Origin of the sequence: Paenibacillus sp. FSL P4-0127 (genome assembly GCF_038007325.1) — a bacterium.
Taxonomy (GTDB): domain Bacteria; phylum Bacillota; class Bacilli; order Paenibacillales; family Paenibacillaceae; genus Fontibacillus; species Fontibacillus macerans.
Map to the genome: position 1 here is coordinate 1,027,624 of NZ_JBBOWY010000001.1, position 14,734 is coordinate 1,042,357.

The window sequence follows — 14,734 nt, forward strand, 5'->3', positions numbered from 1 at the left end:
CCCGATTAGATTGTGCTGAGCCGTTCGCCGGTAAGGGCGGATTGCCGAATCGTTTCCAGCAGACGGTGCAGGCGGGCGGCCTCATGAAAGCCGGGGGCCTGAAACGTCCCCTGGCGGATATCCTCTGCCAGCAACCGGTGAGCCTTCAGAACTTGATTCACGGTTACTGAACCATCTTCGGTCTCATCGTACACCCTTTGGAGAGTCTCGTGATCTCCGTAACTCCCAAGGTGTCCTAACGGATACAGCGCCTGCTCGACCACCAATCCCCCGAACTGAACATGACCTTGGGACTGGGGCTGGGAAATGCGAATGACCCCTTTCTCCCCTTGAATCTCCAATTCAAATTTGGGATAGGTGCCGCCCTGAATATGGACCGATACTGATGCCCCGCTTTCGAGCATGCCGTGAACCATGATTTGATCGGCCGTATCTTTCGGCACGGTTTCTCCGGTTCCCAGCACCTTAGCCTCTGAATAATTGCTGTTCATGGTTGCGTAAACTTCTTTCAAATCTCCCAGCACAAAGCTAAACGCGTCAAGCGAGTGTCCCCCATTAATCGATAGCAGGGTAGCCCCATACTTTTCCTGGAGCAGATAGATGGCGTTCTGTTCCGTAAACCCTCCCTTGCCCGGGGTGGATACCGCCATGGAGGCGGATAACACCCGGCCGATGTCTCCGCGCGAAATGCGGTTCTTCGCATCCAGCAGCGCAGGCGACTGTCTAGCTTGCAAGCCGACCGCATGATGAATCCCTTTTTGGGAAGTCAGCTCCGCCAGTTCCTCCGCCTCTTCCGGCGTGACGGCAAGCGGCCATTCGCTGTACACATGTTTTCCTGCGGCGATGGCCTCCTTGATCATTTCGTAATGATGGGGAACCTTGACGCTGACGACCACCAAATCCACATTTTCGGACCGCACCAGTTCCCGATAGTCGTCGAAAGCCTGGGTGACACCCAGTGCAGCGGCACTCTCCTTGGCGGATGCCATATTCGAGGTGGCAATGGCGGTAATTTCATGGCATGTGCTTTGGGTAAGGGCCGGAATATGAGTCCGGCTGGCCCATTGATTGTTTAACGACCCTCCGATGATCCCAGTGCGTATTTTTGCTGAACCTGCTGAACCCAGCGTTTTCATGTCTAACTTATATCTCCTTCCGTCTTTATGATCCTTTGCCGTTTCAGTATACTGGGATTGAGCCATCACGAATAATGCAAGTTATTAATGGAGTCATCATCTTTTTTGATACCTTGGAGGTCCGTATGGATATCGACAATATGAAAGCTTACGTTACCGTCGCCGAATTAAAAAGCCTGTCTGCCGCAGCCATCAAAATGAACCATCTGCAGTCCAACATGACGGCCAAGATCAAAAAAATCGAAGCCCATTACGGGCAGCAGCTGTTCATTCGGAGTGCCAAAGGCATGGAGCTGACGTCGGAGGGACGGAAGCTGTACCGCCAGTACAAAAAAATGCTCGTTTTATGGGAAGAGACCGAGCTGGATATGAGCCGGAGGGAGATGAAGCTCAGGCTGGGCACTATGCAATCCGTCTTCGGCAAAGATCTCACGGACGCCCTGACCCGCTTATATGAGAGCCACGCCGATTTATCCGTAACGCTAAAGACCGGGACCACGCTGTCGATGGAGCACGAATTGATCCAAGGCAACATCGATTTGGCCTTCACCATTGGCAAGGCCGATTCGCCGCAGCTGAGTTACAAAAAGCTGGGGACGGAGGAGATGGTGCTCATCGGCAAAAGGTTCGCCAGCGGGCTGAGCCTGGAGAGCTGTCTGCACGGGGAGAACTGGATCATTTTGACCCGGGACTGCTTGTACGCAGCGATTCTGGAACGGCTGTATGCCGAGCTTGACCTTGAAAAAGGGGAAGTCACGGAAGTTGGGATCCTGGATACCCTCCTTCAGCTGACCTCCCTTGGCATGGGCATCTCCTTGATGTCCAAGAATATCGTGATGCAGCACGGATTTTCGGCATATACCCAGCTTCCCGAACCGTTCCGCTATGTGGACAAGTATTTGGTTACCCGCGCGGGGTATGAGTTGTCTCCCCTGGAAAAAAGCTTCGTGGAAACGAGCCACTTCCTATAAAAGCAAGGATTGATTTTCTGGACGATGGGATTTCCCGCCGCCTATCCCCGGTTTTTCCGCAGCTGCAGCTGTTTGTGAATGCGCTGGGCTTCCAGGAAACCCGAGGTGGCCGCCCCCTGGAAACCCCCGCCGGGCTGGGTCCAGGCCCCGACCAGAGACAGGCCGGCAAAAGGGGTTTTCCGCGGGGTGCGCTTGATGCCGGATTGGTTGACGGTTTGCGCAAAACCGTAAACGGCGCCGCGCGGATTTTTCGTGTAACGCTCCATGGTGCGCGGCGTGCCGAGCTCCAGCAAGGCGATACGTTCCTTTATGCCGGGATAGCTGCTTTCCAGACGCTGCAGGAGAATATCGGTGACCTCTTGCTTTTTCCGCGTGTAGGCTTCGCCCCGCTCCGGCCAGTTGCCGATATCATCGATCAAGGTAACGGCCAGCACGCCGCGGTCGCTGCGGTTTAAGGCGGGATCCATTTTGTTGTAGTTGGTTAATCCCAAATTGGCGGCGGCATATTTTCCTTGGATCGCGTTATCGTAATCGGCCTGATGATCCGTTTCCTCCGCCAAAAGAAGGTCTTCTTCCACGATGCCGAGTTCTTCCGGAGGGCAGGAAAGCCCGATATAAAGCTGCGTCAGCGATGGGCCGATTTCGTGCTCTACAAGGCGCTTTCGATATTTCTCGGCCCGTGGATGGTGCTGGATCAAAGGCCCCAGCGTATGCTCGGGGCTGGCGTTGGAAACGACCCAGTCGGCCGTGAACTCCAGCCCTTTTCGGGTGCGGATTCCGCGGGCTTTTTTTCCATGAATCAAGATTTCGGCCACTTCCTGCCGCAGATGCACCTTGCCTCCGTTTTGTTCGATCACATAGACGAGCGCATCGGATAATGCCTGGGCGCCGCCTTGAATGTAGTAAGTGCCTTCGAAATGATACCCCAGCCAGGGAATGAAAAAATAAAGCGCGGAAAGCCGCTGCGGCGGCAGCCCGTAATAAGGCCAGAGGACGGTAAAAAAGCTCATGAACTCCGCGGACTTCACATACCGCTCGATCACCTGCGCGGTGGTTAATTTGGACCATTGGACCAGCGTCGGACATTTGGCCCAAAAGCCCAAGGCTTTTATCCAGCCGGCAATGCCGGGATCGTTCAGGAACTTCATTTCTGCGGAAAGCCGGCGGATTGCATCAAACAAGCGGGCAATCCCCTCCTTCTCCTCCGGAAAACGCCGCTGAAGCAGCGCCAGATACGCGCCGGCGTCTTGGGGGATGTCGAACTTTTCGCCTTTCCAGCGGATCGAATAAGGATGTTCTTTGGGCAGAGGTTGAATGTATTGCATCACCCCGCTCGCCTGCAAAATTTGATAAAAACCCTGTCCCTGGCCCAGCGCGCCGACCCCGTGCAAAGCCGCGTCAAAGGTGTATCCCTTGCGCTGGAAATTGGTGGCATATCCTCCGGGCAAATAATGCTGATCGAACACGCCGACTTTATAACCCAGGGCGGACAATCTCGCCCCGCAGGTTAATCCCCCGATCCCTGCGCCTACGATAACCACATCGTAATGATTCATAGTCCCATCCCCTTTTATATTGATTCATCCCGTACAATGGATAATCTTAAAAACAAACCATCGGTTTGTTTTTAAGGTAACGTATTCCTTCCGATGAGTGTCAAGATAAAATATGTATAGTCGCGAAACGTCAAAACCATGCTGGTATCAAGCTGAAAGGCTGAGCGGGGATTCAGCACCAAAAAATAAGAGCAATAAGTGCACTAGCGTTGCATAAAACCTAACGCGAATAATCAAATATTAGTTAAATATGGGTAATTATGATCATTTTTCATGGAAAAAGCATAAAAAATCTCCTATTGTAAAGAGGTAGGTACGTTGTCCATAACTCTCTACAAAAGGAGACCAACCATGGATAACGTTAAAGCTAAAACGGTCATTCGTCAACTGATTTCCTTACTGCCCATCGATGTGCATCAACGTTTACTCTTCGACCATTACACCAAGAAACTTACCACGATGAAAGCGATCATGCTCTTCATCAATGCTCAGTTGAAACAATGGTCATCTTACGGTGAAATGGAAATTGCACTTCGTGCTGAGCCGAAACTTCAGCAGCTTCTACAGTTGGAGAGTATCAGCGGCTCGCAATTATCCCGAAAACTCGATCAGATCCCAACGGAGCTGTTGGAGTGGATGTTTCAGCATCTGGCATCACAAACACAGCAACGTGCTTGCCACCAGGGCCAGAGCGGGAAATTGCACATCATTGATTCTTCCAGCATTCGACTGCCGCTTCAACTTGGAAGTTGGGCCAAGATGTCAAATAAGAGTAGCGGCGTCAAGATGCATCTGCGCCTCGTTGTTACAGCTCCCGACAAGCTATTTCCTGATGCCATGATCCCCAGTTCGCTCAATGTAGGGGATCGTGCGGGGGCCGTTGAACTGGTCGTCCCCTCGGATGCGATTTATGTGATGGATCGCGGTTATGATGATTATGCCCGGATGGATCAATGGGTCCAGGACAACATCCAGTTTGTGATCCGTATGCGAGATCGCGCGCTTGCCACCGTCATTGAGGAGTATCCTGTTCCGGAAGGCTCGAACATCACGCGGGACGCCAAGGTTTGCGTGGGCAGTTCCTTCCGATCCATGGAACATTCCGTTCGTTTGGTGGAGTTTTATGACGAGCAGGAACGGACTTATCGTATTTTTACATCGGTATGGGATAAGACCGCTGAAGAAATCGCGCAGATCTACAAAAATCGCTGGCTCATCGAGTTGTATTTTAAATGGCTGAAGCAACATTTGCGATTGAAGAAGCTGCACAGTCATAAACCACAGGCTATTTGGAACCAGTTATTCTTGGCTTTAATTACTGCCTTGCTCGTGGAGCACATCCGGCACAGCACCCAAACGGCAAAAACAAACTGGCAAGTGCTCCGGATTCTCCGCGAGTATTTGTACCGTTCATGGCGATCCTTTCGAACCGAACTGGATCGGAAACCCAGTCGAAGTAGTCCGGGGAGACGTCCGGGGTCAGGTCCCAAAGCGTTATCGGTGCGCACAATGGTTGGGATAATTAAGCCAAGCAAGTTCAAGGAATAATATCCATTATATACATTTAATGGGACATCGCGACCTACGCATTAGGTAACCTTGGCTTTTTGGTCTTAAGCTTAAAAAATGACTGTAAAAAAATCCATTTATAGTTTCAATAATCCAAATGTGGGTTTTGCTGAAAATTGATGTTAGTGTTCTTGCAACGCTAGTGCAATAAGTGTCGTTATTCCCGCGATATCAGTCCATTTGAGAGAAATAGAAGCAATTTATGTCGCTATTTTCCACGGTCGCCAGGAAATGACCGCGTTCCTGACCATTCATAGGAAAATAAGTACATGAAAGGCTGCTATTGGGGGTGAACATACCCGGGTTCAGCATATAAGCACATGAAATGTCGCTATTTTGCAGGCTGACGTTACCCGACGGGTAGCTGGCGCAGCCTGGGAGCGGCCTGGCGCTGCATGCAGCTGCATGGCGCAACCCGATGCTGCCCGGGGGAACCCGGAGCCGGCGCAACCTGGCGTATCCCGGCCCAACGGGCTGCCGGATGCAGCCCGACGCTGCATGGCGGAACCGGGAGTTGCCCGGGCAACCTGGAGAAGCCCGGCGCAACCTGGTGCAACCCGGCCCAACCCGGGCTGCCCGAAGCAGCCCGACAATGCATGGGGGAACCTGGCCCAACCCGGCGCTCCCGACGCTATCGGCGCAGCCTGACCGTTCCCGTTCCGTTCCGGTAACCAGCCGCGTCATGCACCGTTTTCCAGGTTGAACGCCCAAAAATCCCCTCCAAATAATTTGAAGGGGATTGGAATTGCCGCTGCTTTTTTATGCCAATCTCATCTTAAAATCCTCATATCCAAACTCATGCAGAACTTCGCAATCGCCGTCTTTGTGCTGAACCACGAGGGCGGGAAGCGGCATGCCGTTGAACGTGGTGTTCTTCACCATCGAATAAATCGCCATGTCGCCGAACACCAGCCGGTCGCCGCTCTTCAAAGGCTGATCAAACGAGTAGTCGCCGATCGTATCGCCGGACAGGCAGGTCGGCCCGCCAAGCCGGTACGTGTACGGCTTCTCTCCCGGTTCCCCGGAACCGAACAGCGGCGGACGATAAGGCATTTCGAGCACATCGGGCATATGGCACGAGGCCGACGTGTCGAGGATGGCGATATCCATGCCGTTTTGCATTGTGTCGAGCACGGTCGTAATCAGGTAACCGGCATTCAAGGCCACGGCTTCTCCGGGCTCCAGGTACACCTGCAAGCCGTATTTGTCCTGCATCCGTTTGATGCATTGTTCCAGCAGGGGGATATCGTAATCCTCCCGGGTGATATGGTGGCCGCCGCCGAAGTTGATCCACTCCAGCTGCGACAGCCACGGTCCGAACTTCTCTTCGATCGCATCGAGCGTGGTGGCCAAATCATGCGAATTCTGCTGGCAAAGCGTGTGAAAATGCAGACCGGAAATCCCGCCCAGTTGCTCGGGCCGGAAATGCTCGATCGTCACGCCGAACCGGGAACCTACCGCACACGGATTGTAGATATCGTGCCCGACCTGCGTGGAGCATTCGGGATTGATGCGGAGGCCGATTTTTTTACCGGCGGCGAGCACTTTATCGCGATATTTTTCCACTTGGGAAAACGAATTGAAAATAATATGATCGCACAGCCCGATAATTTCGTCGATCTGATCTTCGCGGTAGGCCGGGGAGAAGACGTGGTTCTCCTTCCCCATCTCCTCGTGCCCCAGCCGCGCTTCATACAACCCGCTGGCCGCCGTACCGCTCAAATACTCTCCGATCAGCGGATACAGGGTGTACATCGAGAACGCTTTTTGGGCCAAAATGATTTTGGCGCCGGTGCGCTCCATGACCCCGCTGAGGATGCGGAGATTTTTTTCCAAAAGGGCTTCATCCACTACGTAGCAAGGGGTAGGCAGTTCCTCAAAACGCATCGGATTAAACGAGCTCCGTTTCCAGCACTTTTTTCGTATCTTCTTCCGAAGGATACTCGTCTACAGGCACCGGATTAAAGTTTTCTTGCCATGGCAGACCCCATTTGTTCAGCGCGTCCATGAACGGATCCGGATCGAACTGTTCAATGTTGTACACACCCGGTTTGTTCCAGTGTCCTTGAAGGATCATCATGGCCCCGATCATGGCCGGAACGCCGGTAGTGTAAGAAACGGCTTGGGAGCCCACTTCCTTATAGCACGCTTCATGGTCGCACACATTGTATACGTAGTAAGTTTTATCTTTGCCGTCTTTTTTGCCTTTAAAGATACAGCCGATGTTCGTTTTGCCTTTCGTGCGCGGTCCCAGGGAAGCCGGATCCGGCAGCACGGCTTTCAGGAACTGCAGCGGAATGATCTGCTTGCCTTCGAATTCGATCGGCTCGATCGACGTCATGCCTACGTTCTCCAGGCATTTCAGGTGCGTCAGATAGCTTTGGCCGAACGTCATGAAGAAGCGGATCCGTTTCAGCCCGGGGATGTTAACCGCAAGGGATTCCAATTCCTCATGGTACAGCAGGTACATATCTTTTTCGCCGACTTCAGGGAAGTTGTAGACTCGTTTGATCTCCATCGGTTTGGTTTCGACCCACTCGCCCTTTTCCCAGTATCTTCCATTAGCCGAGACTTCGCGGATGTTGATTTCCGGGTTGAAGTTGGTGGCGAAAGGATAGCCGTGATCGCCGGCGTTGCAGTCAAGAATGTCGATATATTCAATTTCGTCAAAATGATGCTTCAGGGCATAGGCGGAAAATACGCCGGTCACGCCAGGGTCGAAGCCGCTGCCCAGCAGAGCGGTAATGCCGGCTTTCTCAAAGCGCTCACGGTATTCCCACTGCCATTTGTATTCGAATTTCGCCGTGTCTTCCGGTTCATAGTTCGCTGTATCCATGTAGTGCGTTTTCGTCGCTAGGCAGGCGTCCATGATCGTCAAATCTTGGTAAGGCAGCGCCAGGTTCATGACGATGTCCGGTTTCACCTCGTTGATCAGGGCGATCAGTTCTTCAACATTGTTGGCGTCTACTTGAGCCGTCGTAATTTTTGTTTTGCCGCCGTCCAGCTTGGCTTTGAGCTCGTCGCATTTGGATTTCGTGCGGCTGGCGATGCAGATTTCCTCAAACACTTCGCTGTTTTGAACACATTTGTGAATGGCCACGGAAGCAACTCCGCCGGCTCCGATAATAAGCGCTTTTCCCATTGTTCCATTTCTCCTAACCCAGTGAATTTTTGTGCTGCTTTGTTGGTTCCGCGAAATTTGCAAATAAAAAAACAAGTAATGAACGCATAGGTGCGCACCACTTGTCTTCGATATAGTCAAATATTAAGATAACTCCGGTCATGACGGGACGAACGACATAAGCGTCCGTAAAACGCTCGCCAACCAGCCATAAAACGCGCGCTTTTTATGAAAAAGTTCTTAATATTCAAATATATCATGTTAGGATCAGAGTCTATTTAGCAAATAATCGCCTTTACCACTCTTATTGACCGTTTCACAAGTTGATGTGCGATATGCACCGGTTGTAAAGTAACCAACTTATAAAATTTGAGCTTTTAACTCAATCAATAAGGCAACAAAAGTTGCCAATCGGCATTTGACCCGGCTGTCCGTATGGCCTTAACTCTCCGAGGAAAGTGGTCAAAAATTATCTGCTTGGAAAGACCCGAAAATATACTTGAATATTAGCTTTCCAAATTAACGCTGTCCTTATATTAGCAGGACATATGGGAAAGGGCAAGAGAAAAATAAAAAATTGTTATGAATAATTTTGGATATTTAATATATGGGTTAATTGGAAAAATTTGATTGACAAATCCTGTACAAACCTTATAGGATAAATATAGAAATGGAAGCGTTTTATGTGATGGTTGGCCGGATGACGGTTTACGGTAGCCGAGGCGGGGGCCCGTCTTGTCTATAACGATGAAACCGGAGGGAGGGTGATGTTCATTAGCAGGACTTCTTTTTGTTTCCTGTTCATGCTGAACGAGACTGGAAAACGATTTTTTTCTGTGAATGGAGGAGAATGACGATGAGAAAACGGTTGTTGCGCAAAGTGCTTAGCTTGTTTTGGATTTTAAGTTTAGTCGGGGCGTACTTCTCTGCACAGCCGGACGCCCAGGCGGCGAACACCGTTCTGGTGCAAAGCGATTTTGAGGACGGCACGGCCCAGGGGTGGACCGGACGCAGTTCGGAGGAGACGCTGACGGCGGCGGCCGAAGCGGCTCGCAGCGGTGCTTACGGATTGAAGGTGGCGGACCGCAGCATGGGGTGGCATGGGGTGACGCTGGACGTGACGGCGCAGATGGAATTAGGGAAAACGTACGTGTTTTCGGGCTGGATCAAGCTGCCGGCCGGTTCTCCGGACAGCCGGGTGTACATGACGATGCAGCGAACGGCGGGGAGCGATGCGCACTACGAGCAAATCGCGAACGGCACCGCTTCGGCCAGCCGCTGGTTAGAGCTGCGGGCGGAGTACAAATACCGCGAACCGGGGGATCAACTGTCCATATACTTTGAAATCCCGGATCAGCCGACGCTGTCGTTTTATCTGGACGATTTTGCGCTGGAGCGGCTGCCGGACTCCGACCCGATCGTCATCGAAGACGGGATTCCGTCGCTGAAGGGCGTATTCGCCGGCGATTTCCTGTTCGGGGCCGCTTTTGAAAATTCCGAGCTTTACCAGGAGCCGGACAAACAGCTTTTGGCCAAGCATTTTAATAGCGTAACGCCGGGCAATGTGCTGAAGTGGGACAGCACCGAGCCGGAGGAAGGCCAGTTCCGCTTCGCTGGGGCGGACGCGGCCGTTCAGTTCGCGTTGGACAACGGCCAGCAGGTGCGGGGCCATGCGCTCGTGTGGCACAATCAGACCCCGGATTGGGTTTTCCGGGACGAGAACGGAAATCTGGTCAGCAAGGATGTGCTGTTCCAGCGGATGGAGAACCACATCAAGACAGTCATGGGGCGGTATAAGGATGCGATTTACGCCTGGGACGTTGTCAATGAGGTGATTGATCCGAGCCAGCCGGACGGACTGCGCCGCAGCCTGTGGTACCAGATCGCCGGCGAAGAATACATCGAGAAGGCCTTCATTTATGCGCATGAAGCCGATCCCGACGCCGTGCTGTTCATCAACGACTACAACACGCACGAGCCGGCCAAGAGCCAGGCTTTGTACAACCTGGTCAAGCGGCTGCAGGAGAAAGGCATTCCCGTTCACGGGGTAGGGCATCAAACGCATATCAACATCGACTGGCCGCAGATGAGCGAGATCGAAAATTCAATTCTTAAATTTGCCGAGCTCGGGCTTAAGACGGAAATCACCGAATTGGACATCGATGTGTACACGAACACCAATCAGCGTTACGACACATTGCCGGACAGCATCGCGCAAAAGCAAGTGACCCGTTATAAACAGCTGTTCGACATTTTCAGAAAACATAGCGACCTGATCGACAACGTGACGGTCTGGGGCAAAGACGACGGAAACTCCTGGCTCCGCAAATACCCGGTGAACCGCAACAATTGGCCGCTGCTGTTCGATGAACGGCTGCAGTCCAAACCGGCGTATTGGGCGATTGTCGACGCTGCGCAGCCGCAGGTTCCGGCGGTGCCGGCAAACGTCAAGGCGGCGGCCGGCGATCAGCGGGTGACGCTGAGCTGGGATGCGGCCAATGGGGCGTCCGGGTACCATGTGAAGCGGGCGGAGCAAAGCGGCGGGCCGTATGTGACGGTGGCCCAAGGGGTCACGGCCGCCGTGTATAGCGATGCCGGCTTGGTCAACGGCAAGACGTATTATTACGTGATCAGCGCCGTCAACAATGTGGGCGAAAGCCGGAATTCGGCGGAAGTCAATGCGACGCCGCGGGAGACGCCGACGCCGGAGCCCGGCGAGTTCGCGGTGCAGTACCGTTCCGCCGATTCCAATGCGGGCGACAACCATCTGAAGCCGCATTTCCGCATCGTCAACCAGAGCGAGGAAGCGGTGCCGCTGAGCGAGCTGACGCTCCGGTACTGGTACACGATCGACGGGGACAAGCCGCAGCAATTCCACTGCGATTATGCGCAGATCGGCGGCTCGAACATTAGCGGCAGTCTGGTGAAGCTGGACGAGGCTCGCTCGGGAGCGGACTATTATCTGGAGCTGTCATTCTCCCCGGCGGCCGGCAGCATCGCGGCGGGCGGCAACAGCGGCGAGATCCAGACGCGGATCAACAAAACCGACTGGACCAACTATAACGAGCGCGATGATTACTCTTATGATGGGTCAAAGACGTCGTTCACCGATTGGGATCGCGTGACCCTGTACCGGAACGGCACGCTCGTTTGGGGGATTGAGCCGGGGATGTGATATAGCGCGTAGGGGGGGGGCGGAAGCTTCCGGTGCGCTTAGGCAGTCTAAGGGAATTAGTACGCGTGGGTAAAAGAGTGTAAAAGATCGTAAAAGATCGTTCAAGTGGATTAAAGCGGTAAAGTTCATTAATTCGCCAAAGTGCATTGAAGCGCGTTGAAGCACGTTGAAGGGTTAAAGCACGTTGAAGTACCTTAAAGCACAAAAAAATCTAGCAACGGTTGTAACAGTGGTTATTTTGCGAAAAAAGGCCTTTTCAAAATTCTAACGGTTGTCAGCGTCGTTATTTGCCTGAATCTAAGCGAAATTAGCCGGTTTTAAGTGAAATAAGCGCTATGGCAACCGTTAGAATTTGAAATCAACGTTTTTGGAACAAATAACGATTGTGGCAACCGTTAGCTTCAAGTTAAAGGCAAAGCACCAAAGCCGCCAATTAACGCATGACGGCTTTGGTGCTTTGTGTTTTGGTTCAGGGGAGCTGCCCGTTTCCCCGGCAGGCCTTTACCGGGGGCAAAATATGGGCGGGAATCGGGCAGGCGTATCCCTCCAGACCACCCCGGCTGCGCAGCTCCCGTTTCGCCTCTTCGAGAACGGACGGGTCTTTCAGCAGCTCCGCCGCGGTCGCCGCGAGCACTTTGGCGGCATGCAGCATGCCTTTATGGGCGGCCGCCGCCTTCCCTTGCGCGACCATCTGCCACGAGTGAAACGGCGTATCGGCGGCAAAGCAGACCGTTTCAAGCTGGGCCGTCGGGACGACCCAACTGACATCGGCGACATCGGTGGAACCGAGCATCCGGCCGGTCAAGGGGCGGTACGGATCGAGTGTCTCCGGCAGGGCGGCTTGATCCGGAGCGTATTTCGGCTCGGGGTTCGTTTCTGGTCCGGCCTCCGGCCTTGGATCACCGATCTGAGCGGCCTCCTGCCCCGAATCCACCTGCAGTCCGCCGTCCGTGCCCGGCTTCGCCTCCGGCCGCAGCGTCTCAAGTATAGCGCGGGCGTAACGCTGCTCTTCCTCCGTAAACGCCGGCACGCCAAGCGCCTCGAAGCACCGCTGCATGATCCGCTCCACGGTCACGTTCGGGATCAGATTGGAGCAGGCTTTTTCGAAGCCGATCTGCACCTTCGTTCCGGTCATCAGCGCCGCTCCCTTGGCGATATCGTTGATCCGCGCGTAAATTTCCTCCACTTGGCGAACCTCGGGCGCGCGGATCAAATATACGACTTCCGCGGCCGCCTGCACGACGTTCGGGGAGAATCCGCCCGTATCCGTGACCGCGTAATGGAACTGGGCCTCCCGCGGGACATGCTCCCGCAAATAGTTGGCCCCGACGTTCATCAGCTCCACCGCATCCAGGGCGCTTCTTCCCGTATGGGGACTGGCGGCCGCGTGCGAACTGCGTCCTTGAAACCGGTAGCGCACCTGGTAATTGGCCGAGGACGTCTGGGAAACGACCGCGTTGCCGTAGCCGGGATGCCAGGTCAGCGCCGCGTTGACGTCGGCAAATGCGCCTTCCCGCACCAGGAACGTTTTGCCGGAACCGCCTTCCTCGGCCGGGCAGCCGTAATAGCGGATCGTTCCGGGCAGCCCCGCTTCGGCCATATATTCTTTCAGGGCCACCGCCGCGGCGAGCGAACCCGTGCCCAGCAAATGATGGCCGCAGCCGTGCCCGCTGCCTCCGGGTTTAAGCGGCGCCCGGAAAGCGGCGCCCGCGATCTGACTCATCCCCGGCAGCGCGTCGTATTCACCCAGGATGGCGATAACCGGCCGGCCGCTGCCGTACGAAGCCGTAAATGCCGTCGGCAGCCCGCCGGTGCCAAACGCCACCGTGAACCCTTCCTGCTCCAGCCGCTCCGCGAGCAGCCCGGCCGACTCGAACTCTTCGAATTTCGTTTCGGCCAGCTCCCATAACCGGTCGCTCAGCTCCGTCATCGCTTCCCGCCGCCGCTCGACCAGCTCGGCAATCCGCTTCCAAGCGGCCGTTTTTGCGCCTCTTTCCTGTACCATGGCCGATTAGCGGGTGAGCGCCAGCACGTCTTCGGTCGTGATGTTGGCCCCGGTTTGCAAGTATTCCATGTTGAGCAGCGCCATATCATGGGCTTGCCGGCTCGTGCCCACGACGGCGTCGGACACGACATGGAAATGGTAGTCGTGCTGATGGGCGTCCACGGCCGTAAAGCGGACGCAGATGTCGGTCATGCCGCCGATCAGGTACAGGCGCTTAATGCCAAGGCAGCGCAATAGCAAATCAAGGTCGGTCGCGAAAAAGGCGCTGTAGCGGCGTTTGGTGATAATGTATTCGCCTTCGATCGGGGCGGTCGAAGGGTGAAACTCCTCGGCGGGCGTCCCTTCCAGGCAGTGGACCTTCTCCACGCCGTCGAGCTCGCGGCCGAAGTCGCTGTGGTCGGCGCGGTGCAGCTCGCGAATCTGGATGACCGGCACCTGCAGCTTCCGGAATTGCTGGATGACCTTCGGCGCGTTCAGCAGGCAGGTGCCGCCCTCCATCACGGGAATGGCGTCGTTTTCCGTGTCGTTTTGAATGTCGATGACGAGCAATGCGCTATGTTCGGGGATTTTTGCCATAATCGGCTCTCCTCCTCATTATTGGATTTTAGTTGAATAAGTCTTCCACGGAAATGACCGAGCCCGTTTGGAAATATTCGATATTGTCGAGCGCCGCCTGGGCAACCTCGTCGCTGCTCGGCGTCCCGCAGGCTTCCTTGAACACGTGAACGTGATAGTTGTATTGATGGGCGTCCACGGCCGTATAGTGAACACAGATGTCGGTCATGCCGCCGGCGAGGAACAGATGCTCGGCCTTAAGCCCGCGCAGCAGAATTTCCAAATCGGTTCCGAAAAAGGCGCTGTACCGGCGTTTGTCCACCGTATATTCGCCCTCGATCGGCGCGGTCGGCTCGTAATACGTCGCTTCGGGCGTGCCTTCCACGCAGTGAATGTTCTCCGCGCCGTCCAGCTCGCGGCCGAAATCGACCAGATCCTTGCGGTGGATTTCGCGGATGTGCACGATCGGCACGTCGCCGCGCTGACGGAAATATTCGGTGACCCGTTCGACGTTTTTTAAATACGCCAGTCTTTTTTCCGGAATGCCGCGCGGATGCTTGGCAGGGTCGGAGTTTTGCACGTCAACCAGGATAAGCACGCTGTGTTCGGGAATCGCAATCATTATGGTCGCCTCCTAATTAAAATG

At 54.4% G+C, this 14,734-nt stretch carries 11 protein-coding genes; 4 read left to right on the plus strand and 7 right to left on the minus strand.

Annotation, left to right across the window (positions count from 1 at the left end; genetic code table 11):
• Window positions 1-5: 5 nt before the first annotated feature.
• On the minus strand, window positions 6-1,136 hold the full coding sequence (locus NYE74_RS04565; protein WP_341004593.1) for a Gfo/Idh/MocA family protein: 1,131 nt from the start codon (window positions 1,134-1,136) through the stop codon (window positions 6-8).
• 125 nt (window positions 1,137-1,261) lie between these two features.
• Here NYE74_RS04565 and NYE74_RS04570 point away from each other — a divergent pair, with 125 nt between their 5' ends.
• Window positions 1,262-2,107, plus strand: coding sequence for a LysR family transcriptional regulator (locus NYE74_RS04570; RefSeq protein ID WP_036618609.1), 846 nt, complete (start codon window positions 1,262-1,264; stop codon window positions 2,105-2,107).
• Between the two features lie 41 nt (window positions 2,108-2,148).
• Here NYE74_RS04570 and NYE74_RS04575 read toward each other — a convergent pair whose 3' ends face one another.
• Window positions 2,149-3,663: a phytoene desaturase family protein gene (locus tag NYE74_RS04575; RefSeq protein WP_341004594.1), complete on the minus strand. Its 1,515-nt coding sequence runs from the start codon at window positions 3,661-3,663 to the stop codon at window positions 2,149-2,151.
• 351 nt (window positions 3,664-4,014) lie between these two features.
• Between NYE74_RS04575 and NYE74_RS04580 the strand changes: the two genes are divergently transcribed.
• Window positions 4,015-5,211 carry an IS4 family transposase gene (locus NYE74_RS04580; RefSeq protein ID WP_115311341.1) on the plus strand — a complete coding sequence of 399 codons (1,197 nt, stop codon included), beginning with the start codon at window positions 4,015-4,017 and terminating at the stop codon, window positions 5,209-5,211.
• A gap of 426 nt (window positions 5,212-5,637) precedes the next feature.
• Window positions 5,638-5,880, plus strand: coding sequence for a hypothetical protein (locus tag NYE74_RS04585; RefSeq protein ID WP_124332327.1), 243 nt, complete (start codon window positions 5,638-5,640; stop codon window positions 5,878-5,880).
• A 111-nt stretch (window positions 5,881-5,991) separates the two neighbouring features.
• Here NYE74_RS04585 and nspC read toward each other — a convergent pair whose 3' ends face one another.
• Both nspC and NYE74_RS04595 read right to left on the minus strand, forming a co-directional pair.
• Window positions 5,992-7,119: a carboxynorspermidine decarboxylase gene (gene nspC, locus NYE74_RS04590; protein WP_341004595.1), complete on the minus strand. Its 1,128-nt coding sequence runs from the start codon at window positions 7,117-7,119 to the stop codon at window positions 5,992-5,994.
• Window positions 7,120-7,123: 4 nt separating this feature from the next.
• Window positions 7,124-8,374 (minus strand): saccharopine dehydrogenase family protein, encoded by a 1,251-nt coding sequence (locus NYE74_RS04595; protein ID WP_036618618.1) that lies wholly within the window; start codon window positions 8,372-8,374, stop codon window positions 7,124-7,126.
• Between the two features lie 835 nt (window positions 8,375-9,209).
• On the opposite strand from NYE74_RS04595, the gene NYE74_RS04600 reads away from it, so the two are divergent.
• Window positions 9,210-11,528 carry an endo-1,4-beta-xylanase gene (locus NYE74_RS04600; protein ID WP_270619401.1) on the plus strand — a complete coding sequence of 773 codons (2,319 nt, stop codon included), beginning with the start codon at window positions 9,210-9,212 and terminating at the stop codon, window positions 11,526-11,528.
• Between the two features lie 469 nt (window positions 11,529-11,997).
• Here NYE74_RS04600 and NYE74_RS04605 read toward each other — a convergent pair whose 3' ends face one another.
• From NYE74_RS04605 to NYE74_RS04615, 3 genes are read right to left on the minus strand one after another with little or no spacing between them, the layout of a single operon-like run.
• Window positions 11,998-13,533 (minus strand): amidohydrolase, encoded by a 1,536-nt coding sequence (locus tag NYE74_RS04605; protein ID WP_124332329.1) that lies wholly within the window; start codon window positions 13,531-13,533, stop codon window positions 11,998-12,000.
• Between the two features lie 6 nt (window positions 13,534-13,539).
• Window positions 13,540-14,109 (minus strand): cysteine hydrolase family protein, encoded by a 570-nt coding sequence (locus NYE74_RS04610; RefSeq protein ID WP_124332330.1) that lies wholly within the window; start codon window positions 14,107-14,109, stop codon window positions 13,540-13,542.
• Window positions 14,110-14,137: 28 nt separating this feature from the next.
• Window positions 14,138-14,710: a cysteine hydrolase family protein gene (locus NYE74_RS04615; protein ID WP_036618622.1), complete on the minus strand. Its 573-nt coding sequence runs from the start codon at window positions 14,708-14,710 to the stop codon at window positions 14,138-14,140.
• Between the last annotated feature and the right edge of the window lie 24 nt (window positions 14,711-14,734).

Excerpts from the sequence above, each read along its gene's own strand:
- NYE74_RS04565 (WP_341004593.1), bottom strand. The coding sequence starts at position 1,136 with ATGAAAACGCTGGGTTCAGCAGGTTCAGCAAAAATACGCACTGGGATC.
- NYE74_RS04570 (WP_036618609.1), top strand. The coding sequence starts at position 1,262 with ATGGATATCGACAATATGAAAGCTTACGTTACCGTCGCCGAATTAAAA.
- NYE74_RS04575 (WP_341004594.1), bottom strand. The coding sequence starts at position 3,663 with ATGAATCATTACGATGTGGTTATCGTAGGCGCAGGGATCGGGGGATTA.
- NYE74_RS04580 (WP_115311341.1), top strand. The coding sequence starts at position 4,015 with ATGGATAACGTTAAAGCTAAAACGGTCATTCGTCAACTGATTTCCTTA.
- NYE74_RS04585 (WP_124332327.1), top strand. The coding sequence starts at position 5,638 with ATGGCGCAACCCGATGCTGCCCGGGGGAACCCGGAGCCGGCGCAACCT.
- nspC (WP_341004595.1), bottom strand. The coding sequence starts at position 7,119 with ATGCGTTTTGAGGAACTGCCTACCCCTTGCTACGTAGTGGATGAAGCC.
- NYE74_RS04595 (WP_036618618.1), bottom strand. The coding sequence starts at position 8,374 with ATGGGAAAAGCGCTTATTATCGGAGCCGGCGGAGTTGCTTCCGTGGCC.
- NYE74_RS04600 (WP_270619401.1), top strand. The coding sequence starts at position 9,210 with ATGAGAAAACGGTTGTTGCGCAAAGTGCTTAGCTTGTTTTGGATTTTA.
- NYE74_RS04605 (WP_124332329.1), bottom strand. The coding sequence starts at position 13,533 with ATGGTACAGGAAAGAGGCGCAAAAACGGCCGCTTGGAAGCGGATTGCC.
- NYE74_RS04610 (WP_124332330.1), bottom strand. The coding sequence starts at position 14,109 with ATGGCAAAAATCCCCGAACATAGCGCATTGCTCGTCATCGACATTCAA.
- NYE74_RS04615 (WP_036618622.1), bottom strand. The coding sequence starts at position 14,710 with ATGATTGCGATTCCCGAACACAGCGTGCTTATCCTGGTTGACGTGCAA.